Origin of the sequence: Sphingorhabdus sp., from assembly GCF_050921905.1 — a bacterium.
In the GTDB taxonomy this organism is placed as follows: Bacteria; Pseudomonadota; Alphaproteobacteria; order Sphingomonadales; family Sphingomonadaceae; genus Sphingorhabdus_B.
On record NZ_CP050888.1, the window covers coordinates 1,724,777 to 1,745,327 of the forward strand.

Annotated in this window: 19 protein-coding genes and 1 pseudogene; 6 read left to right on the forward strand and 14 right to left on the reverse strand. The window is 56.6% G+C overall.

Going from position 1 to position 20,551, the window contains the following annotated elements:
- Positions 1 to 49: 49 nt before the first annotated feature.
- Genes HEQ18_RS08405 through HEQ18_RS08415 form a run of 3 tightly spaced genes read right to left on the reverse strand, consistent with a single transcriptional unit; the run spans position 50 to position 2,300 of the window.
- Positions 50 to 1,207, reverse strand: coding sequence for a serine hydrolase (locus HEQ18_RS08405; RefSeq protein ID WP_432814352.1), 1,158 nt, complete (start codon positions 1,205 to 1,207; stop codon positions 50 to 52).
- A complete protein-coding gene (locus HEQ18_RS08410) occupies positions 1,204 to 1,761 on the reverse strand; it encodes a DUF3617 domain-containing protein (protein ID WP_432814353.1) in 558 nt (185 codons plus the stop codon). Before HEQ18_RS08410 ends, HEQ18_RS08405 begins: the two co-directional genes overlap by 4 nt.
- The gene (locus HEQ18_RS08415; RefSeq protein ID WP_432814354.1) at positions 1,758 to 2,300 is read right to left on the reverse strand and encodes a DUF3617 domain-containing protein; all 543 of its coding nucleotides are present in this window, start codon (positions 2,298 to 2,300) and stop codon (positions 1,758 to 1,760) included. Before HEQ18_RS08415 ends, HEQ18_RS08410 begins: the two co-directional genes overlap by 4 nt.
- A gap of 97 nt (positions 2,301 to 2,397) precedes the next feature.
- Here HEQ18_RS08415 and HEQ18_RS08420 point away from each other — a divergent pair.
- Both HEQ18_RS08420 and uvrB read left to right on the forward strand, forming a co-directional pair.
- Positions 2,398 to 2,984: pseudogene (locus HEQ18_RS08420) on the forward strand (IS5 family transposase); the annotation flags it as partial.
- A 208-nt stretch (positions 2,985 to 3,192) separates the two neighbouring features.
- Complete coding sequence (gene uvrB, locus HEQ18_RS08425; RefSeq protein WP_432815978.1) at positions 3,193 to 5,379, forward strand: excinuclease ABC subunit UvrB; 2,187 nt, start codon at positions 3,193 to 3,195, stop codon at positions 5,377 to 5,379.
- Between the two features lie 21 nt (positions 5,380 to 5,400).
- On the opposite strand, the gene HEQ18_RS08430 is transcribed toward uvrB, so the two are convergent.
- The 3 genes from HEQ18_RS08430 to thrS are packed head-to-tail and all read right to left on the reverse strand — an operon-like array spanning position 5,401 to position 8,596.
- Entirely contained in the window at positions 5,401 to 6,156 is a 756-nt protein-coding gene (locus HEQ18_RS08430) for a sulfite exporter TauE/SafE family protein (RefSeq protein ID WP_432814355.1), read from the reverse strand.
- The gene (gene copM / locus HEQ18_RS08435; RefSeq protein ID WP_432814356.1) at positions 6,153 to 6,569 is read right to left on the reverse strand and encodes a CopM family metallochaperone; all 417 of its coding nucleotides are present in this window, start codon (positions 6,567 to 6,569) and stop codon (positions 6,153 to 6,155) included. Before copM ends, HEQ18_RS08430 begins: the two co-directional genes overlap by 4 nt.
- 29 nt (positions 6,570 to 6,598) lie before the next feature.
- Complete coding sequence (thrS, locus tag HEQ18_RS08440; RefSeq protein ID WP_432814357.1) at positions 6,599 to 8,596, reverse strand: threonine--tRNA ligase; 1,998 nt, start codon at positions 8,594 to 8,596, stop codon at positions 6,599 to 6,601.
- Between the two features lie 249 nt (positions 8,597 to 8,845).
- Between thrS and HEQ18_RS08445 the strand changes: the two genes are divergently transcribed.
- From HEQ18_RS08445 to HEQ18_RS08455, 3 genes are read left to right on the forward strand one after another with little or no spacing between them, the layout of a single operon-like run.
- Complete coding sequence (locus tag HEQ18_RS08445) at positions 8,846 to 9,187, forward strand: hypothetical protein (protein ID WP_432814358.1); 342 nt, start codon at positions 8,846 to 8,848, stop codon at positions 9,185 to 9,187.
- Positions 9,184 to 9,375: a helix-turn-helix transcriptional regulator gene (locus tag HEQ18_RS08450; protein ID WP_397602280.1), complete on the forward strand. Its 192-nt coding sequence runs from the start codon at positions 9,184 to 9,186 to the stop codon at positions 9,373 to 9,375. Before HEQ18_RS08445 ends, HEQ18_RS08450 begins: the two co-directional genes overlap by 4 nt.
- Positions 9,376 to 9,401: 26 nt before the next feature.
- The gene (locus HEQ18_RS08455; protein WP_432814359.1) at positions 9,402 to 10,349 is read left to right on the forward strand and encodes an alpha/beta fold hydrolase; all 948 of its coding nucleotides are present in this window, start codon (positions 9,402 to 9,404) and stop codon (positions 10,347 to 10,349) included.
- Here the strand turns inward: HEQ18_RS08455 and HEQ18_RS08460 are convergent.
- On the reverse strand, positions 10,346 to 10,771 hold the full coding sequence (locus HEQ18_RS08460) for a hypothetical protein (protein ID WP_432814360.1): 426 nt from the start codon (positions 10,769 to 10,771) through the stop codon (positions 10,346 to 10,348). The genes HEQ18_RS08455 and HEQ18_RS08460 overlap by 4 nt on opposite strands.
- 61 nt (positions 10,772 to 10,832) lie before the next feature.
- On the reverse strand, positions 10,833 to 12,323 hold the full coding sequence (locus tag HEQ18_RS08465; RefSeq protein ID WP_432814361.1) for a hypothetical protein: 1,491 nt from the start codon (positions 12,321 to 12,323) through the stop codon (positions 10,833 to 10,835).
- A 76-nt stretch (positions 12,324 to 12,399) separates the two neighbouring features.
- Between HEQ18_RS08465 and HEQ18_RS08470 the strand changes: the two genes are divergently transcribed.
- The gene (locus tag HEQ18_RS08470) at positions 12,400 to 13,593 is read left to right on the forward strand and encodes a CaiB/BaiF CoA transferase family protein (protein ID WP_432814362.1); all 1,194 of its coding nucleotides are present in this window, start codon (positions 12,400 to 12,402) and stop codon (positions 13,591 to 13,593) included.
- Between the two features lie 28 nt (positions 13,594 to 13,621).
- Here the strand turns inward: HEQ18_RS08470 and HEQ18_RS08475 are convergent, their stop codons facing one another.
- The 6 genes from HEQ18_RS08475 to HEQ18_RS08500 form a co-directional block, all read right to left on the reverse strand.
- Positions 13,622 to 14,239, reverse strand: coding sequence for a TetR family transcriptional regulator (locus HEQ18_RS08475; RefSeq protein WP_397606158.1), 618 nt, complete (start codon positions 14,237 to 14,239; stop codon positions 13,622 to 13,624).
- A 48-nt stretch (positions 14,240 to 14,287) separates the two neighbouring features.
- A complete protein-coding gene (locus tag HEQ18_RS08480) occupies positions 14,288 to 15,160 on the reverse strand; it encodes a crotonase/enoyl-CoA hydratase family protein (RefSeq protein ID WP_432814363.1) in 873 nt (290 codons plus the stop codon).
- Positions 15,161 to 15,281: 121 nt separating this feature from the next.
- On the reverse strand, positions 15,282 to 16,064 hold the full coding sequence (locus HEQ18_RS08485) for an SDR family NAD(P)-dependent oxidoreductase (RefSeq protein ID WP_432814364.1): 783 nt from the start codon (positions 16,062 to 16,064) through the stop codon (positions 15,282 to 15,284).
- 109 nt (positions 16,065 to 16,173) lie between these two features.
- On the reverse strand, positions 16,174 to 17,343 hold the full coding sequence (locus tag HEQ18_RS08490) for an acetyl-CoA C-acetyltransferase (RefSeq protein WP_432814365.1): 1,170 nt from the start codon (positions 17,341 to 17,343) through the stop codon (positions 16,174 to 16,176).
- A gap of 214 nt (positions 17,344 to 17,557) precedes the next feature.
- Entirely contained in the window at positions 17,558 to 18,979 is a 1,422-nt protein-coding gene (locus tag HEQ18_RS08495; RefSeq protein ID WP_432814366.1) for an aldehyde dehydrogenase family protein, read from the reverse strand.
- Between the two features lie 35 nt (positions 18,980 to 19,014).
- Positions 19,015 to 20,550, reverse strand: a complete 1,536-nt coding sequence (locus HEQ18_RS08500; RefSeq protein WP_397606163.1) for an acyl-CoA synthetase — start codon at positions 20,548 to 20,550, stop codon at positions 19,015 to 19,017.
- Position 20,551 lies beyond the last annotated feature (1 nt).

The following is a 20,551-nucleotide window of genomic DNA, read 5'->3' on the forward strand; positions in this document are numbered from 1 at the left end:
CTTACTTCCCCCTGTTATATCAGTTTTCCGTTATCTATCGCCGACGCTATCATGGACACCGGTCAAAGCAATGCCCAACGGCGGAAAATTCATCGACCATAGTCACGTAGCGGTAAAAGCCCCTGCGTTCGGCAGGGTTGATCCAAAAGCCCGCACGCAGCGAATACGCCTCTCCCACATGGCCGAACCAGCGATGGCCAGCCTTGTCGGTCAACCAATGCACGCCAAGGCCATAGCCGGTAAAATAGCCCTTATCATCATCACCATTTTTGCCGTCAAAGGTCCAGACAGGGCCAATCATCTGCGCGAAACTTTTGCGCGACAATAAAGGTGCGCCATCGCGCAACAGCAATTGACCGATTTTTGCCAGATCGCCCGCCGAAATACGTAAGCCGCCCTGCGGGCTGAAAGCCGACCCGTTGCGACCAAGCACATAGAGCTTATCAACGTCACAGCTTCCGTCGCTGGCGGGGTAAACCGCGCATGGGTCAGGCCCGTTCATCGGGGCATCGCGCGCTAGGTCTTTATTGGGTCGCAGCAATGTAACCGCCTGCGCACGCCGCCCGTCGCTGCACCCGGCACCCCAATTATAGCAGGCATCCAGCCCAAGCGGCGTCAACACCAGCCGTGCCATCAGCCGGTCAAAGCGTTCGCCTGTTGCCCCCTCCATCACCGCCGCGATCAACGGCGAATTGATATTGGCATAAGCGAAATAAGTGCCCGGTGCATGGTTCAGTTCCCATGCCTTTGGGTTTACTAAAACGGCCTCAAGACTGCCATCAAGCGGCACGATATAATCCACAGAGTCACGTAAACCGCTTTGATGCGATAGCAAAACGCGCAAGGTAATTGGTGCATCGGGAAAGGCCGGATTGCGGACACGCCAACCCAGATAGTCATTCACGTCGCGATCGAGATCAAGAGTGCCTTGTTCCCATAGCCGCATGACGCCAATGGCTACCACCAGTTTTGAAATGGACGCGACCCGCGCCGGATCATCTATGGTCACTGGCCGCCCGGCAACGCCGGCATCGCCCTCGACTATCGCGGGGGTGATGCTGTCCGATGTGAAATCGACTTTGACCACTGCGGGCCGGATATTGGCCTGGCCAGACAGCGTTTCCGCACCGCCGGTCGTTGCACATCCGGAGGCTATCACCGCGGCCAGCGTTGCGCAGACCAACCTTAAACGACGCAGATACATCATGACGCGGGGCAGGCAGCTATATACTTGCCCCTTACCGTGCCCTGCATGGCGACCTTTCCGACCATCGGCAGGCGGACATCTAATGTGCTGTCATAGTTGAATTCGGTTTCGCCCATTACGCCGGCAAGTTCCATGTCCACGCTGCCCATGTTATCCATGCCGCAAGACAATTTCATGCGCACATTTTGTCCGGAAATATCAAACGCCTTGTAAACGCATTTTTCAGCGCCGGTGCCGCCAAAGAAATCCGCACTTGGTTTTTTCGCTTCGGCATCGGTCAGGCAACTTTGGCTGGAGGCGTTTTTCGCCAGTTCGTCCATGATCCGCTGCTTTTCGACTTTACCCAGTGTCGGAACATTGATGTCCGCAAAAACGAAATTGGTTTCCCAAAGCCCGGGCTTCATCGGAATGAACGCATCATAGTCCATTTCGGCCGCGCGCTCTTGGCTGTCGATGATGCCGTTACCGTCCTTATCCGCGCTGTTGTCGGCGCAAGATGCCAAACCCAGCACGGCCATTGCGGGCAACACCGCCTGTGTCATAATCATCTTCATGCGGGGCAGTCTCCGACGCGCTTTCCTTCGATCTTACCGGTCATCTTGACTGCACCCATCGGCGTGCCGTCAGTGTTCTGTTCAATGCTCATAATGTAGGTTTCAGCGCTGAATTTGCCATCCATTTTGCTCTTCACAATTATTGGGCCCGCAGGTTTACAGGTCATAGCCATCTTCACACCGGCAGTAGAACGGTCGAGCGCTTCAAAGGTGCAATTGGCCTCCGGCTGCGCACCAAAAAACTCCATACCGGGCTTGTCGACTTGCGCTTGCGTCAGGCAACTGCGCTGGGTCACGCCTTGGCCCATTTGCGTCTTGAGGGTTTCCTGCATTGCGGCGGAGGCACCGGGCGCTTCAATTTTGTCAAAGCCAATTTTTACCTCCCATAGGCCGGGTTTCATCGCCATCGCGCCACCATCTGCCATTTCGGTCGCAGCTTCGGCGTCGCTGATTTTGCCGTCGCCATTGGTGTCGGCACCCTTGTCCGCACAGGCGGATAACGCCAGTGCGGCTACACTCAGTAGGAAGAATTTATGCATTGAACCATCCTCTCATCTATCTCTATCATATTAGTGTCGCCGCCCGCCTCAAAAGGCAACAGCGATAAAAAAAGCCGTTGAAAGGTCACACTATGTGAACCGGTTCAACCGCTGGCGCAGAGCCGGTGTGTGGAAGCATATATTGGATGCAGTTTCCGTGGCTTACGAAGGCGATATCCAGATGATCGACTCGTCTTCGATCCGGGTTCATCAACATGGAGCCAATGGTAAAAAAAAGACCAGCGATCCCGTTGCATGGGTCACTCGCGTGGCGGCCTGACCACCAAGATACATGCACTGGTCGATGCGATGGGCATGCCGATCATGCTCAAGCTGACCGAAGGGCAAGCCGCCGATGGTCGCAGTGCAGTAGACATGTTCGATACCGTCGGCAAAGGGGATATCCTGCTCGCCGACCGGGCTTATGACTCCGATGCGTTGCGCGCCGAAATGGAGGCGCGCGGTGCCAGGGCCAATATCCGCGCCATGCCGCAACGCGTGATCAAACCGGTATTTAGTCACCTCCTCTATAAGCAACGCAACCTCGTCGAGCGCTTCTTTAATAAACTCAAGCACTTCAGAGCAGTTGCCACGCGATACGATCAAAGAGACGATAATTATCTCGCATCTGTCCAACTCGCATCAATCCGGATCTGGTTGAGACATAATGAGTCTGTGACCTAAGGTCTCACCTAAAACGCCTGCTTTTGCCGCGAATAACGCCCGTATAAACCTCCGTTGCGTCTGTATTCATCGCAACCCCGTTACGTTCCTCCTTCATGGCGAAGTATAAAACAAATATCTGCCGTGTAGGAAAGTAAATTTGGTGCATCGGGCCGCAATCCTGCGCACGCCTCTTGCCCTTGCTGCGTGCAAAGCACATATAGCGAACATGGCAGAGCTCATCATCCGCCGTGGGCTGGAAGAACCGGACACGGTTGGCACCTTCACCCCGCACCGCCCGGAACGCCCGTCCAAGCTGGAGGGGGGCAGGCCGTTTAAGATCGTGTCGGATTATGCGCCGGCCGGCGACCAGCCGACGGCCATTCGCGAACTTGTCGAAACGGCACTGACGGGGGAAAAAAATCAGGTTCTGTTGGGCGTCACTGGATCGGGTAAGACCTTTACCGTGGCACAAGTCATTGAAAAATTGCAACGTCCGGCGCTTATCCTTGCGCCAAATAAGATACTGGCGGCGCAGCTATATGGCGAGTTTAAAAGCTTCTTCCCCGACAACGCAGTGGAATATTTCGTCTCTTATTATGACTATTACCAGCCCGAGGCCTATGTCCCGCGCAGCGACACCTATATCGAAAAGGAATCGAGCGTAAACGAAGCGATTGATCGGATGCGCCATTCGGCGACTCGGTCTTTGCTGGAACGCGACGACGTGATCATTGTCGCTTCGGTGTCATGTATTTACGGCATCGGCTCCGTCGAAACATATTCTGCGATGATTTTCGACCTGAAAAAGGGCGAAAGCGTTGATCAGCGTGAATTGATCCGCAAGCTTGTCGCGCTTCAATATAAGCGCAACGACATGGCCTTTGGCCGTGGTAATTTCCGCGTGCGCGGCGACAATCTCGAAATATTCCCATCGCATTACGAAGATACCGCGTGGCGCGTCAGTTTCTTTGGCGACGAGATTGAGGAGATTGCGGAGTTCGACCCGCTGACCGGCAATACAGGCGCGAAGTTGAACAGCGTGCGCGTTTACGCCAACAGCCATTATGTCACCCCCGGTCCAACGATGAAGCAAGCCAGCGAAGCAATCCGCTTTGAGCTGACTGAGCGGTTGAAGGAGCTTGTTTCCGAGGGCAAATTGCTGGAAGCGCAGCGGTTAGAGGAGCGGACCAATTTCGATCTTGAGATGATTGCCGCAACGGGTTCATGTGCCGGCATCGAAAATTATTCGCGCTTTCTAACGGGCCGCTTGCCAGGTGAGCCACCGCCAACCTTGTTTGAATATCTGCCCGACAATGCGCTTTTGTTCGTTGACGAAAGCCACCAGACGGTGCCGCAAATCGGTGCAATGGCCAAGGGCGACCATCGGCGCAAGCTGACCTTGGCCGAATATGGTTTCCGCCTGCCGTCATGCATCGATAACCGGCCACTGCGTTTCAACGAATGGGACATCATGCGCCCTCAAACGGTGTGCGTTTCGGCAACGCCGGGCGGGTGGGAAATGGAGCAATCGGGCGGCGTCTTTGCCGAACAGGTCATTCGTCCAACGGGACTGATCGACCCGCCGGTTGAGATCAAGCCTGTCGAAGACCAAGTGCAGGATTGCATAAACGAATGCCGCAAAACGGCGCAAGCGGGATTCCGCACGTTGGTCACCACGCTGACCAAGCGCATGGCGGAGGACCTTACCGAGTTCATGCACGAAGCGGGGCTGCGCGTGCGATATATGCACAGCGATGTCGAGACTTTGGAGCGCATTGAGCTGATCCGCGACCTGCGGCGCGGGGTGTATGACGTGTTGGTGGGTATCAACTTGCTGCGGGAAGGTCTCGATATTCCCGAATGCGCGCTAGTCGCGATATTGGATGCCGACAAAGAAGGTTTCCTGCGCAGCGAAACGTCCTTAATCCAGACGATCGGTCGCGCGGCGCGCAACATTGAAGGCCGCGTGATCCTATATGCCGACCGAATGACCGGCAGCATGGAACGCGCCATTCGCGAAACCGACCGCCGCCGTGAAAAGCAGCATGCTTACAATATCGCACATGGGATCACCCCGGCCACGATCAAGCGCGACATTCACGACATCGTCGCCGACACGGCCAGCCGCGATTCGGTGCTTGTCGAGATTGACGCCGACGGTGCCAACAACCTCGTCGGGCATAATTTGCGGGCCTATATTGATGATCTGGAAAAGAAGATGCGCGCTGCAGCCGCCGATTTGGAGTTCGAAGAGGCTGGCCGCCTGCGCGACGAAATCCGTTCACTGGAGGCAAGTGAACTTGGCCTGCCGCACCCGCAGCATGTTGCTGCCCCCAAGGGCCGCGCCACCGAAGGCCAGCCCGGCACGCGCAAAATGCGTTATGGCAAAACGCAGCGCAAGTTCGGGAAATAAGCTTTAGGCCGTGAACGCGGCCTAATTCAGTAACCGCAAAACAGCCGAAAGCCCGGCAAGACCAAGAATGCCAGCGACAAAACTGCGCCACAAAGTCGGTGCTACCCTGCCAAAGGATTTCGCGCCAAGCCAGTTGCCCAGCAGCACCGACGGGAACAGCAACAACGATAACCACAACAGGCGCGCGTTCGCCAATCCAAGGACATAAGCCGATATCGTGCCCGCAATCGCGGTGGCGAAAAACACCAGCATCATCGATGCCCGCGCTTCCTTGGGCGGGATTGGCTGGCGCAGATAAAAGGGCACGACGGGCGGGCCCGGCATTGCGGCAAAACCGGTCAATATGCCCGAGGCGATTCCCGTAAGTGCCGTTTCCTTCGGCCCGGGACGCAGCTCCCCGCGTTGCGGCAGCAGCACGAGCACAAACGCCCCAATCGCGATGGCAGCAATCATCAACCGCGCAACATTTGGACTGGTATGCATCAGCAACCAAATCCCCAGCGGCGTTGTCAAAATGGCAAAAGCCGCAATCGTCAGCGCACTTTGCCGGTGGGCGTCGGCGTAAATGACTTTCAACCCAACAGGCCCAATCAGCACCTGAAGCAATATGGCAATAACCACCGCCTCACCCGGTTTCACAATCAACCCGAACAAAGGCACAAGAATGATCGCCATGCCAAAGCCAGTCAGCCCGCGAATATAGGCCGCACCAAAAGTCATCCCCGCCAACAGCGACAATTGCGCTGTGGTAACTCCAATCAGGTCTTGAATGTTCAATGCCCCATGGCGGCATGGTCAGCGGCGGTCAGCGGCTTTTCCGCAGCCACGCCCTTTTTGTCGAGCCATGCCTGCATGTCCTTTATCTCGGCTTCTTGCGCGGCGATGACCTTTTGCGCAAGCGCGCGCACTTCGGGGTCCTTGCCATGCTCCAGCGCAACCTTCGCCATGTCAACCGCGCCCCTATGGTGCGGGATCATGCCTTGCATGAAGGCAATATCGGCGTCGGCATGGATATTGCCCATGCCGACATGCATCTTGTCATTGGCCGCAGCATAAGCCTTTTGCGCGGCATTGTAGCTGGCGGTCGCATCTGCCTTTGCCGCTGGGGTTTCGGCGGCTTGCTCCGCCGCTGGTTGCTGGCAGGCGGCCAAGAAAAATACGGCTGCAAGCGTCAATGATAGTGTTTTCATCACATTCTCCTTGAAAAACGTATATGGGTTCAACGCAAATCGGGCGGCGTTGCTTCATGCTTGAGCATATCAATCGCCTCTTCGAGCGTCATGATATGCTGGCCATCGGAGCCAAGGCTGCGGATTGCGACCTTGCCCTCTTCTGCCTCACGCATGCCGACCACCAACAAATGCGGCACCTTGGCAACGCTATGTTCGCGCACCTTGTAATTGATTTTTTCGTTGCGTGTATCGGCCTCAACACGAATGCCCGCCGCCTTCAACTTCGCGGTGACATCATGGGCATAGCCATCGGCCTCCGACGTAATCGTTGCGACCACGGCCTGCACGGGCGCGAGCCAGACCGGGAATCGGCCCGCATAATGTTCGATCAAGATGCCGATAAAGCGTTCGTAGCTGCCGAATATCGCGCGGTGCAGCATGACCGGCCGGTGGCGAGCGCCATCCTCACCAACATAGCTTGCGTCGAGACGCTCGGGCAATACGCGGTCGGATTGAATCGTGCCAACCTGCCACGTCCGGCCAATCGCGTCGGTTAAATGCCATTCCAGCTTTGGCGCGTAGAAAGCACCTTCGCCGGGCAGTTCTTCCCAACCAAATTCGGACGTCGCAAGGCCAGCGCGGACCACGGCATCGCGCAGTTCGTTTTCCGCTTTGTCCCAATCCGCATCGGACCCGAACCGTTGTTCAGGACGCAGAGCGAGCTTGATCGAATAGGTAAAACCAAATTCCTTGTAGACCCGATCGGCCAGCGCGCAGAACGCCTGCACCTCTTCGACAATCTGGTCTTCGCGGCAAAAGATGTGCGCGTCATCCTGCGTAAACTGGCGCACGCGCATCAGGCCATGCAACGCACCATGCGGTTCGTTGCGGTGGCAACAGCCATTTTCGTAAATGCGCAAGGGTAAGTCGCGATAGGACTTAATACCCTGGCGGAAAATCAGAACATGCGCGGGGCAGTTCATCGGCTTCAACGCCATCCAGTCGGCATCGCCCGAAATCACCGGGCCTTCATCGTCGACATTGGGCACTTCATCAGGGATCACAAACATATTGGCGCGATATTTGCCCCAATGCCCCGATTGCTCCCATTGCCGTGCATCCATGACTTGCGGCGTTTTGACTTCTTTATAACCAGCGCCGTCAATCGCGCGGCGCATATAACCCTCAAGTTCGCGCCAGATCAGATAGCCATTGGGATGCCAGAACACCGAACCATGCGCCTCTTGCTGCAAATGGAACAGGTCCATCTCTTGGCCCAGACGGCGATGGTCGCGCTTGGCGGCCTCCTCCAGCCGGAGAAGATGCGCGTCCAATTGCTTTTTATTTAGCCAGCCCGTGCCGTATATCCGGCTTAATTGCGGATTATTCTGGTCGCCGCGCCAATAGGCACCCGCCACCCGCGTCAGCTTGAACGCCGCAGGATCCAACTTACCCGTTGAGGCCAAATGCGGACCACGACACATGTCCATCCAGTCATTGCCGGACCAATAGACGGACAATTCCTCGCCCTCCGGCAATTCCGCCGCCCACTCAGCCTTGAAGCTCTCACCGGCATTCTGCCAACTCGCAATCAAGGCGTCACGCGCCATGACTTCGCGGCGCAGCGGCTTATCGGCGCGGATGATCGCGCGCATGTGTTCTTCAATCGCCGGCAGATCATCCATTGTGAACGGCCCGCGTGTGGCAGGTGCCATGACGTCATAATAAAAACCGTCATCGGTCGATGGGCCAAAAGTGATTTGCGTGCCCGGATACAGCGCCTGCACCGCCTCTGCCAATATATGCGCGAAATCGTGCCGGGCGAGCTCCAGCGCGTCCGCCTCGTCGCGGCTGGTCACCAACGCCAACTGGGCATCGGCCTCAATCGGGCGCATGATATCGCGCAATTCTCCATCGACGCGCGCCGCAATCGCTGCCTTGGCTAAACCCGGGCCAATCGCGGCGGCAATGTCCGCAGGGGTAGTCCCGCGCGCGACTTCACGGGCAGTGCCATCGGGAAGGGTAATGCGGATCATCTCGGACATGGAGTATCTTGCTTTCATCTGCGGTTTGGAAGCGTCCCTTTGCCAGCCCAGAGGCGAAGTCGCAAGTGCGCTAGATGGCAGACCAAGTAGCCGATGTGCAGGATATTGATGTGAATTGGAAAGGACGCTTGACAAAATCGAATCTGCAAGTAAAGTGTCCTTGTCTATTTTATAAGGTCACTTGATATGAAATTCACAAACAAGCTTCCCCCATATATGCGGCGATATACGATCAGGATCATATTTTTCATGACCGCTTATCTCCTGATCCTGATCGGCGGCCTGACTTTTGCGCGTGGCGGTGCCGAACATGGGCAGGCGACGCTGATTGGGCTTGCGGTCATCAGCGCCTTTCCCATCATTGGGGTCTTTTGGACGATATTCCGCCTGTTTGTGGAAATTGACGATGAATATCAACGGCTCCTTTTGGCGAAACAGACGCTGCTCGCGACGGGCATTACCCTGACCATCGTTACCGTCTGGCAGTTTCTGAATGTGTATGATGTTGTGGCCACCGGACCCCAATGGATGGGGGTCATCTGGCTCGCGATGCTTGGTATCGCCGCCCCGATTGTGCGTTGGAAGGCATGAAAAACCGCCTCAAAGTCCTGCGTGCGGAACGCGATTGGAATCAGCAAGACTTGGCCGATGCATTGGGCGTTTCGCGTCAGTCGGTGAACGCCATTGAAACGGGTAAATATGACCCGTCGCTGCCCTTGGCCTTTCGCATAGCTGACCTTTTTTCGCTTCAAATCGAAGAGATATTCCTGCGCGATTAATGCGCGTTTTTTAATCAGGGAGCCAAATGATGCGCCGTATTGCTTTTCCGATTTTTCTTGCACTCTCTGTTGCCCTCAACGCGACCAATGCCTCGGCAACACCCATAGCTCTGCAACCAGCGAGCCGAGCGTCCGAAAATGCGTTGATTGAGAGAATTCGCTTCACGGTCGACGTGGAAGGCGAAGGGCGTGATATCATCCTGATCCCGGGGATCGCATCTCCACGCAGCGTGTGGGATAGCACACGAGACGCCCTTAAAGGAAATTACCGGCTTCATCTTGTCCAAATTCGGGGCTTTGGCGATGCAGCTGGCATGAATGCCGAAGGTCCGGTGCTTGCGCCATTTGTTGCTGAGCTCAGCCAATATATCCGAACCAAAATTCTGGACAAAGGTCGTCCTGCGCCAGTCATCATTGGCCATTCTCTGGGCGGACTATCGGCACTGATGATCGGCATCGATCACGCCGAATCCGCATCGAAGTTGATCATCGTCGATGCCCTGCCATTTATCGGGCCTATCTTTCGCATAAATACGGTAGACGCCATCAGGCCGCAGGCCCAAGCGATCGCAGCAGCGACCAGAGCGCAAACCCCGCAGGCCGATCAGGCCCAAGATGTCGATCCCGGCGCATATAGTCAGGCCGGATTTCTGTCCAAATCCGCTGCCGGCCGGACAAAGGTTGCGCGATGGACGCGACAGTCGGACTCGCGCGTCGTGGCGCAAGCGCTATATGATGATATGGTGACCGACGTTCGGCCCGAACTTGGCAAAATCAAGGTAGCTGTAAGCGTGATTTATGCCGAGGATGCTGCAGTCATGCCCGCTGGGACTACCGATGCCTTATATGCCGTGGAATATAAAAATTTCCCCAACCCAAAAATGGTGAAAATCAGCGACAGCCGACATTTCATCATGCTTGACCAGCCAGAGAATTTCCACGTCGCTGTGCTGCAGGAATTGCAGCGCGATTAATCGGTCGTCTTTTCGCTTCGATAAGGCACGAATTCGCCAAGGCTGCAAACGCCGCCGGTCATGCCGCTGGTCCGGTCCACAAGGCGGATGATGTCGCCTTTGCATTTTTGGCTGCCAAATTGTTCGGACACAATGATGTCATTGTCCCGCGCAAGTCCGCTGCAAGCGGATCGTAAGTTGTTTTGATACACCAAGCGGCCGGATACGCGGTAGAGCAGGATATTGTCGCTAACACGGATAGTGTTGGTGGCGTTAAAGTCGCTGATACAATTTACCGGCTTGCCCGCGACCTTGCCGTTCAGTTCTTTCATCAAGACTGCGCTCTGTTTCTCGGTCAGCGGTTTTGGCGTGCTGTCCACTTGTCCGCACGCAGCTACCAGTGTCAAAGGAAAGGCAAAGACGGCCAATTTGAGAATGTGCATCGATTTTCTCCGGATCACGCGAGCAGCATAACATATACCCAGCAGGATGAACCACAGATTATCAGACAAATGCCGCAATATGGCGTTTTTCGCCCGGGGTGACGTGAACGACCGCGTTGCCAAGGTCGGCATCCACCGGACAATCGATCACCGCCATCGCCCGCGCGCCACATTCGGTTTCCAGCAGAACCGTCGCCGGACCAAAACCGTCCTTAACTGCCGGGCGCACAAAGCTGCGCACCCGCGCCTTGCCCTGCGGCGCATCATCGAGCGCGCGCGGTGTAGGGGCATAGCCCTTTGCCACGTCGCCGGACCACGGAACGCTGGGCTGCGTTGCGGTGTAAAAACCGACCGCTTGCTTTGACATCACGCCGCCATTGGCCGTTATCATGGCGGGCTTGGCCCCATCACGGCGCAGCGCGTCGACCATCGCGGCGATATTATACACGCCATAGCCATTGCCCGGGCCGCCGAAGAAAGTGAGCCCGCCGGTGAGCGTATAATCACCGAGCGCCCGGCCTGCATCCTGCATGCTGTCCACTGCCGCGAAGACCGCGCAGGGAAAGCAGCTATAAATATCCACTGGACCAAGGTCGGTCACGGCAAGGCCAGCTTGACCCAGCGCCGCAGGAATGGCGAAATCGAGCGCGGCGGAACGATGGATAACGGCCCGTTCGGACAAGGGTGGCTCTGCGGCCTCGGCAGCGCCCGCCAGCCACACCCATTTGTCTTGCGGAACGCCCAAATCGCGCGCCTTGCCTGCGCTAGTCAGGATGACCGCGCCACCCAGATCAACCGCATCCTGCGCCACATGCCAGCGGCGGTAGATGTCGGTCAGCGGGTAATTGGCATTGTCGTCGCTTTGCAGCGCTTCGGGGGATCGAAAACCGGGGAATTGTGCATGGAGCCGTGTTTCGGCCTTAATGGAGAGAGCGGACCATAAGGCCGCCATCTCGCGGGCATAAGCGGCACCGTCAAGGCCGAGCGCCATCCGCCGCGCATTTTCAATGAGGCTATACGCCAGCGGCATGGAAATGATGCCATGGCGTATTTCGGTGCGGCTTAGAATTGGGAAGCTGGACAGCCGATTGTCGAACGGGGTTTCCGAAGGAAGGCTCCAGTCCAATGATATGCCCGCCTTGCGTGCGCGCTTGGCAGTGCCCGTCGCTTCAGCCGCGACCAACACCGCCATGTCGCAAGTACCGCGTCTTATGTCACCGGCCAGTTCGTTCAACATCGCCTGCGGGCTTTGTCCGCCAAGATCGGCATAGATCAGGCGGTTTGCCGTAATCCCGCCCGCAGCGCCAAAGGCCTCTGGCGCGTTATCGGGAGAGCCTGTGCCAAGGCTGACGCCGCTATCCTCAAACGTCCGGATGGCGGCGATGGTGTGAATCACGGCGGCAACGGCTTGCGACTGCCCAGTATCGGCGAGTGCCACTTTGATGGCGGCTCCCGCCAAGTCACGTGGGGCAGGCCATTCGCCAGCGACGGTTTTCCGGCTGGCCTCACCTACGCCAATGATCACTGGCGCGCGCGCGTCAAAATTGCCCATGTTGCTCTCCCGATTATCTCTTAACTGCACGCTTAAATATGCTAGCAGTTGATGCAAGGACTTTGGGAGAGCGCACATGGCGAAATGGCCGAAATTGAAATGGGACACAGAACCAACCGGGCCGTTGAAGGGCATTAAGGTCGTGGACATGGCCACGGTCGTGCTTGGGCCTTATGCCACGGTGCAATTGGCCGATCTGGGCGCCGAGGTTATCAAGATCGAAAATAGCCAGGGCAATACGCCGGGCGACATGATGCGCCATGGCGGCGATTCGCCTACCAAGCAGCATGGGCCGATTTTCACCGCGCTCAACCGCAACAAAAAAGCGATCAACCTCAACATCAAAAAGCCCGAAGACAAAGCCGTTCTTGAGGCATTGTTGGAAGAGGCCGACGTCTTCATCCACAATGTCCGTATGGCTGGCGTCGAGCGACTTGGCTTTGGCTATGAGGCGGTGAAGGCGATCAACCCCAATATCGTCTATGTGCATTGCGCGGGCTTTGGCGCGGGCGGTGCCTATGGCGAGCGGCAGGCATATGACGACCTCATTCAGGCCGCTTCGGGCTTTGCCGCCTTAAGCGAACAGCGCGATGGCGGACGGCCAACTTATTCCCCCAGCCTTGTCGCCGATAAGGTCAGCGGGCTGTTTGCCGCCAACGCCACGATGGCAGCATTGCTTGGCCGCGCCGGCGGACAGGGCGGGCAGTTTGTCCAAGTACCGATGTTTGAATGCTTCACCTGGTTCAACATGGTGGAAAATCTGTGGGGCGAAACCTTCATCCCCGGCAATGGCCGCATGGGCTACACGCGCTCGGTCAACCCGCGCCGGCGGCCTTATCCGACCAAGGACAGCTTTATTGCTATCGTCCCTTATAATGACCGGCAATGGGCGACATTTTTTGAACTGGGCGGGCGGCCCAATGTCTTCGACGACCCGCGCTTTTCCACCTATCAGGAGCGCACCAAGCACACCGGCGAATTATATGCGTTGATTGAGGAAGTCAGCGCGACGCGGACCACCGCCGAATGGCTTGACCTATTGGCGCAGCATGACATTCCGGCGATGAAATATAACCGCATGGCCGATGTGCTGGCCGATCCGCATTTGGCCGATGTCGGGTTTTTTGAAGAACGAGAATCGCCGGACATCGGCAAATATCGGTCGATGAAGCATCCCGTGCATTATGCCGGGACGCCCGTATCCAATTACGCCCATCCGCCAATGCTGGATGCCGATGGAGATGAGATTAAGGCCGCATTGGGGATGTAATTCCCTCTCCCATAGGGAGAGGATAAACCTAAACCAACAACCCGCGCATGATCAGGTCAATGGTATGCTCGCGATAGGCATCGCGCATATTCTCGTCGAAATCGTCTTGGTTGTAACAATGGCGCAGCACCAACCGTGATGAATAGAAACGGTCGGCTGCGCCTGTTACCGTGAAGTAAAAAAATTGCGGATCGGTTTTGCGAAACTTACCCGCCTTTACGCCCTGCGTAATCAGCACTTCATAGACGTTAGAAATCGGCTTGAGATACAGTTCCGCAATGCGCGCAGCTTCGGCAGGGGCGCTGTCGCGGACCATGCGCATCAACAGGCGGTTGAGGTAAGGAAAGGCGTGATAGGTGTCGATCACCGCGCCAATATGGACACGCAATTTGTCGGCAGGCGGCATGTCTTTGGCCACCAAAGCACCAAGCCTTTGCACGATATTGCCCATGTCGCGATCAAGCAACGCCAGCATCAGGCCATTTTTATTGCCGAAATAATATTTGACCAGAGCACTGTTCAGTCCAGCACGAAACGACAATTCAGATAGCGAGAGGTCAATCGTATCCCCTTCGCGCATGATCTGGCTGGCGGCCTCGATCAATTGATCGCGCGCCGTGTTGCCATCGGATGAATCGCTTGCCATTCTCGGTCCTGTTGTCGCCATTGGTGCCCGCTCCCCATTAAACAATGGTTACTTATAAACAGGTTCGTCCCACCATGGGAAGAAGTCAGGCAAGTCTGTGGAAACTTTATCGGGGTAGACCGGACTGCGTTTCTCCAGAAAGCTGGCGATGCCCTCTTTTGCATCGCCGGACCGCGAACGGCGGTAAATTGCCCGGCTGTCAATGGCATGCGCGGCCATCGGGTGGTCCGCAGCAGACAGCCGCCACAACATGGCGCGCGTCAGGGCAATGGATACCGGCGCAGTATTATCCGCTATCTCACGCGCCAGCACCCGCGCCGCTTCCATCAATTCGGTCGGCGCATGGACAGAGCGGACGAGGCCGCCATTCAACGCCTCGACGGCATCGAACACCCGGCCTGTCATGCACCATTCCAACGCCTGTTGCATGCCAACCAAGCGCGGCAGGAACCAGCTAGAGGCCGCCTCCGGCACAATCCCGCGCCGCGCAAAGACAAAGCCGAAGCGCGCAGTGTCGCTCGCCAAACGGAAATCCATCGGCAATTGCATCGTTGCGCCAATGCCCACCGCCGCGCCGTTGATTGCGCCAATGACCGGCTTTTTGCACTGGAATATCCGCAACGTTAGCCGACCGCCGGAATCGCGCACGCGTTCGTCCGAAAGCGATTCGACCTGTGATCGGCTGGCGAACACATCGCCGCCCGCGTCCGGTGTAAGGTCCGCGCCCGCACAAAAGGCACGTTCACCTGCCCCCGTTACAATGACCGCACGCACAGCATCATCAGCGTCCACCAAATCAAACGCCGCGCACATCTCGCGCATCATCACATTGGTGAATGCATTCATCTTTTCGGGACGATTCATGGCGATGGTCGCGATGCCGTCGGCGACAGCATATTGGATTTGGGTGAATTCGGTCATGGCAATTGGCCTCGCAACAAAAACGAAGCCCTGAGCAGCGGTCGCATAGCGGATGCGCCCGTCAAAAGGCATTGCGCTAACAACTCAGGGCTTGGGGTTATTTTTCATCGATAGGTTGCGTTTAGCGGGGCGCCATGCGGATCGCACCATCAACGCGCACATCTTCGCCGTTGAAATAGCCACATTCAATCATCGTCATCGCAACTTGCGCAAATTCATGCGGGTGGCCAAGGCGCTTGGGAAACGGCACCGATGCAGCAAGGGCGTCTTTGACGGTTTGCGGAGCACCATTCATCAACGGCGTGTTGAAAATACCCGGCAGGATGGTGTTGACGCGGATGCCTTCGCTCATCAAATCGCGCGCGATTGGCAAGGTCATGCCGACAACACCGCCCTTGGATGCGGAATAGGCCGCTTGCCCCATCTGGCCGTCCTCAGCCGCCACCGACGCGGTGTTGACCATCGCGCCACGTTCACCGTCTTCCATCGGCTCCAGTGTCAACATGCCCGCTGCCGACTTGGCGATGCAGCGGAACGTGCCAACAAGGTTGATCTGAATGATGCGGTCAAAAGCATCGAGCGGGAAATGCTTGATCGATCCGTCTTCCTTCGAACGGCTGGCGGTCTTAACCGCGTTGCCCGTTCCAGCGCAATTTACCAGGATACGTTCCTGACCATGCGCCGCGCGTGCCTTAGCAAAGCCAGCATCAACGCTTTCGTCGCTGGTGACATTTACGTTGCAAAACACGCCGCCAATTTCAGCGGCAAGCGCTTCGCCCTTGTCGGCTTGCAAGTCGAAAATCGCGACCCGCACACCCTTTGCCGCGAGCGCCCGTGCGGTTGCTTCGCCAAGTCCCGATGCGCCGCCAGTGACGACGGCTGCGACTGTTGAATCCAATTTCATGTAAATTCCTTTTCCAAATACCGTAGTGCTGAGCTGCGTCGAAGCGCGTTTAACCGATAAGCGCCCTTCGACAGGCTCAGGGCTACGGTGAAGTTTATCTGGTCGCGAGTTAAACCCGTTCAATAATCGTGACATTGGCCTGACCGCCGCCTTCGCACATCGTTTGCAGGCCATAGCGCCCGCCACGTGCTTCCAGCGCATTCAGTAATGTTGCCATCAACTTCGTTCCCGATGCACCAAGCGGATGGCCAAGTGCAATTGCGCCGCCATGAACATTTATCTTCGAACGATCGCCGCCTATGTGCTTGAGCCAAGCCAAAGGCACCGGTGCAAAGGCTTCATTGACCTCATATAAGTCAATGTCGGATATTTTCATGCCCGAACGCTGAAACGCGCGGTCGGTTGCGAACAATGGTTCTTCCAACATGATCACCGGGTCACCCGCCGTCACCGTCAGGTTGACGATCCGCGCGCGCGGGGTCAGGCCATGTTCTTTCAACGCCTTTTCCGATACGATCAGAACCGCAGATGCGCCGTCGCAGATCTGGCTGGCGTTGGCGGCGGTAATACTCCCGCCTTCCTGCAGCAGTTTTACGCCCGACAGGCTTTCAAAGGTCGCGTCATAGCGGATGCCTTCGTCGCTATTGTGGACGAACTTGCCCTCTGGCGTCTCGACTTCCACGCCGACGATTTCATTGGCAAATGCACCGCTTTGCGAGGCCGCAATCGCCTTTTGATGCGATTCCAACGCGAACTGGTCGAGGTCTTCGCGGGTAAAGCCATATTTTTTGACCAGCATTTCAGCGCCCATGAACTGGCTGAACATGATGCCGGGATAGGCTTCTTCCAAACGTGGGCTTTTGTAGGTGCCCATGCCTTCTTTTTTGAACAGCATAGATGTCGAACCCATTGGCACGCGCGTCATGCTTTCTATACCAGCGGCAAGCACAATGTCCTGCGTGCCTGACATGACGCCTTGGGCGGCAAACATCATCGACTGCTGTGATGATCCGCACTGGCGGTCAATGCTAACCGAAGGGATAGAATTTGGCAGGCGCGACGCAAGCACGATGTTGCGACCAACGTCGCCCGCTTGCTCGCCACCCTGCATGACGCATCCCATGATAACGTCTTCAATCGCCGCAGGGTCAAAATCATTCCGGTCTGCAATAGAATCAAGAACCGCAGCGCCCAAATCCACCGGATGCACACCGGCAAGCTTGCCGCCACGACGGCCACCTGCGGTTCGAACCGCATCCACAATATAGGCGTCTGCCATAGTCACTCTCCTGTTGTTCGAAATTTAATCAGACGATTAAACTTTGAAAGGGGAGAGTCAAGTTCGGATTATTCTCCCCATCGACTTGCGATGGGGAGGTGGCGCACTTACGCAAAGCCGAAGTTTGACGGAGGGGACTTTGGCGTTAACGGCCCCTCCACCACCCTTCGGGTGGTCCCCCTCCCCATCGCAAGTCGATGGAGAGGATTTGGGTTTAAGCCGCCTCGCGCGCTATCGTGATCACTTGTGGATAGGTGAACTCAAGCAAGCCTTCCTCACCCAATTCCGCACCAAAGCCTGACTGCTTATGCCCGGCGAAGGGCGCGTTGGGGGCGAGATGCATGGATTCGTTAATCCAGACAGTTCCTGTCTCCAATTGTTCGGCAACTTCGACCGCAGCCTCCGGGTTACTGGTCCAGATGGAACCGGCAAGTCCATAATCCGAGGCGTTGGCGCGGCTGATGACTTCATTAATCGTTGAAAATTTCATCAACGGCATCACGGGGCCGAATTGTTCCTCGGCCACAATCCGCGCATCTTCGGGCGGGTTATCAAGCACGGTGACAGGCACAAAATAGCCAGGGATAGATGGGTCATGATCGCCGCCGGCGAGGAATTTATAGCCCTTGTCCTTCGCGTCCTGAATAAGCTCCAAAACGCGCTTATATTGTGGCTTGTTCTGAATGGGGCCAATGGCGGTGCCCTGTTCGGCGCCATCGCCAACCTTGACTGCCTTGGCATAGGCCGCAATCGCGCCCGATAACTCGTCATAGATATCTTCATGAATGTAGATACGCTTGGCTGCGATGCAGACTTGGCCCGCATTGTAGAAGCTCGCCCAAAACAGCTTTTCCGCTACCTTGCCCACATCGGCATCAGGCAGAACGATTGCGGCGTCATTACCGCCCAATTCAAGCGTGATGCGCTTCAGATCCTTCGATGCCGATTCCATGACGCGTTTGCCCGTGGCGGTCGAGCCGGTGAAGGTGATCTTGTCAATGTCCGGGTGCGACGTCAGCAATGGTCCAAGCGCATCACCGCCCGTGATGATGTTGAGCACGCCCGGCGGGAATATGCCCGCCACCAGTTCCGCCAAACGCAAAGTCGCCAGCGGCGTGAAAGGCGATGGTTTTAGCACCATCGTGCAGCCCGACAATAACGCAGGCACAATCTTTTGAATCGCCATCAACACCGGGAAATTCCACGGCACGATGCCGCCAACCACGCCAACCGGAACGCGGCGGGTGCGACTGAGGCGCTTGTCGCTGTCTTCGGTAATTTTCTCTTCCAAATTCAGCATTGGCAAAGCGCGCGTCATGCCAACGCAGCCAGCGATTTCACTGCCCGCCTGCATATGCGGCTTGCCCTGTTCGGCGGTGAGCAGACGCATCAGCTCGTCGCTGTTCGTCTTGATCACGTCGGCCATTTTGGCGAACAAGGCGCGGCGCTCTTCTACGCTCGTTTTCTTCCAAGTCTGAAACGCAGCGCGCGCAGCGGCAACGGCCTTGTCGAGATCGGCCTGTCCGCAATCGGGCACTTGGCCAATAACCTGCTCCGTCGCTGGGTTTACAACATCAATCCACTGGCCATTATCCACCAGTTCGCCGTTGATCAGATTTTTATATTGGGTGGTCATTGTCTATCTCCTGATGAGTCTTTGGCGTTATAGCCTTAATCTGACGCTTTGTCCTGCTTCGCCCAATATTCATCGCGCAGCAGGCGTTTGTATAATTTTCCGGTATCATGGCGGGGAAGCTCTTCGCGAAAATCAATGCGGCGCGGGATCTTGATACCCGACAATTTTTCACGTGCGTAGGCGGTGAGTTCGTCGCGCAAATCATCTCCCGCGTCGGCCATATCGAGCGGCTGCACCACAGCAATCACCTCTTCCCCCATTTCGTCATGCGGGCCACCGATGACGGCGACGTCGCGCACGCGGGGATGCGTGACCAAATGGTTTTCGATCTCTTGCGGATAGATGTTCACCCCGCCCGAAATGATCATGAAGCTTTTGCGGTCGGTGAGGTATAAATAACCTTCCTCATCCAACCTGCCGACATCACCAAGCGTGGTCCAGCCATGTTTATTGGTCGCGCCCTTGGTTTTATCAGGATCATTATGGTAGCTGAACGACGCCGCGCTTTCGAAGAACACGGTTCCTTCCTGGCCCACGGGCACATCATCCCCGTCTTCGTCGCATATATGCATGACCGCGTTCAATGGCCGTCCAACCGAGCCCTTGTGTGTCAGCCACTCCTCGCTGGAGATGAAGGTTATTCCCTGCCCCTCGGTCCCGGCATAATATTCGCGCAATACCGGACCCCACCAGTCAATCATCGCCTCCTTAATGGGGATGGGGCATGGCGCGGCGGCATGGACCGCTGTTTCCAAGCTGGAAACATCATATTTGGCGCGCAGTTCTGCGGGTAGCTTCAGCATACGCGCAAAATGCGTTGGCACCCATTGGCTGGCGGTTATCTTGTATGTCTCGATGGCCGCGAGCGCCGCTTCGGGGTCGAATTTCTCCATCACCACCACTGTGCCGCCAAGGCGATGCACCGCCGTACACCAGCGCAACGGCGCAGCGTGGTAAAGCGGCGCTGGCGACAAATAGATGCTGTCGCCCGAAAATTTGAACGCCATCATGGCAAGGCCCGCCAACACATTGGGGGCCGCAATATCGGCGTTTTCGGGCAGCGGAAATCTAATACCCTTCGGTTGCCCCGTCGTGCCCGAACTGTACAACATGTCGGTGCCAGCGCGCTCATCGGCCACGGGCGTGATGGGCATCTTGGCTACCGCATCGGCGTAATTTTCCCAGCCGGCATGTGCGCCGCCCAGGATGAAACGCGTCACCGGGCTTTCAATCTGTTCCAGCACCGCGCCCAAATAAGGCGAGGCAAAAAGCGCCTTCGACCCGCTGTCCTTCAGGATATAATCGATTTCGGGGGCCGTAAGCCGACAACTAATGGCGACATAGATCAGCCCCGCCCGTTGCGCGCCCCAGACAAGATCGAAAAATTCGGCACGGTTTTCGAGGCAAAATGCCACCGTATCGCCATGCTGAAGCCCAAGCGACCGAAACAAATGGGCGCACTGGTTGGAACGTTCATCCAATTGCTTGTATGTAATGGTCTCGCCCGACCCCGCCATGATGACGGCTGGCTTGTCGGGGTTAGCTAAAGCGTGGACGACAGGATGGCCCATG

Excerpts from the sequence above, each read along its gene's own strand:
- HEQ18_RS08445 (WP_432814358.1), top strand. The coding sequence starts at position 8,846 with ATGACCGCTTATCTCCTGATCCTGATCGGCGGCCTGACTTTTGCGCGT.
- HEQ18_RS08405 (WP_432814352.1), bottom strand. The coding sequence starts at position 1,207 with ATGATGTATCTGCGTCGTTTAAGGTTGGTCTGCGCAACGCTGGCCGCG.
- HEQ18_RS08490 (WP_432814365.1), bottom strand. The coding sequence starts at position 17,343 with ATGGCAGACGCCTATATTGTGGATGCGGTTCGAACCGCAGGTGGCCGT.
- HEQ18_RS08485 (WP_432814364.1), bottom strand. The coding sequence starts at position 16,064 with ATGAAATTGGATTCAACAGTCGCAGCCGTCGTCACTGGCGGCGCATCG.
- HEQ18_RS08460 (WP_432814360.1), bottom strand. The coding sequence starts at position 10,771 with ATGCACATTCTCAAATTGGCCGTCTTTGCCTTTCCTTTGACACTGGTA.
- HEQ18_RS08410 (WP_432814353.1), bottom strand. The coding sequence starts at position 1,761 with ATGAAGATGATTATGACACAGGCGGTGTTGCCCGCAATGGCCGTGCTG.
- HEQ18_RS08450 (WP_397602280.1), top strand. The coding sequence starts at position 9,184 with ATGAAAAACCGCCTCAAAGTCCTGCGTGCGGAACGCGATTGGAATCAG.
- HEQ18_RS08470 (WP_432814362.1), top strand. The coding sequence starts at position 12,400 with ATGGCGAAATGGCCGAAATTGAAATGGGACACAGAACCAACCGGGCCG.
- HEQ18_RS08480 (WP_432814363.1), bottom strand. The coding sequence starts at position 15,160 with ATGACCGAATTCACCCAAATCCAATATGCTGTCGCCGACGGCATCGCG.
- HEQ18_RS08415 (WP_432814354.1), bottom strand. The coding sequence starts at position 2,300 with ATGCATAAATTCTTCCTACTGAGTGTAGCCGCACTGGCGTTATCCGCC.
- uvrB (WP_432815978.1), top strand. The coding sequence starts at position 3,193 with ATGGCAGAGCTCATCATCCGCCGTGGGCTGGAAGAACCGGACACGGTT.
- copM (WP_432814356.1), bottom strand. The coding sequence starts at position 6,569 with ATGAAAACACTATCATTGACGCTTGCAGCCGTATTTTTCTTGGCCGCC.
- thrS (WP_432814357.1), bottom strand. The coding sequence starts at position 8,596 with ATGTCCGAGATGATCCGCATTACCCTTCCCGATGGCACTGCCCGTGAA.
- HEQ18_RS08455 (WP_432814359.1), top strand. The coding sequence starts at position 9,402 with ATGATGCGCCGTATTGCTTTTCCGATTTTTCTTGCACTCTCTGTTGCC.
- HEQ18_RS08500 (WP_397606163.1), bottom strand. The coding sequence starts at position 20,550 with ATGGGCCATCCTGTCGTCCACGCTTTAGCTAACCCCGACAAGCCAGCC.
- HEQ18_RS08475 (WP_397606158.1), bottom strand. The coding sequence starts at position 14,239 with ATGGCAAGCGATTCATCCGATGGCAACACGGCGCGCGATCAATTGATC.
- HEQ18_RS08465 (WP_432814361.1), bottom strand. The coding sequence starts at position 12,323 with ATGGGCAATTTTGACGCGCGCGCGCCAGTGATCATTGGCGTAGGTGAG.
- HEQ18_RS08495 (WP_432814366.1), bottom strand. The coding sequence starts at position 18,979 with ATGACCACCCAATATAAAAATCTGATCAACGGCGAACTGGTGGATAAT.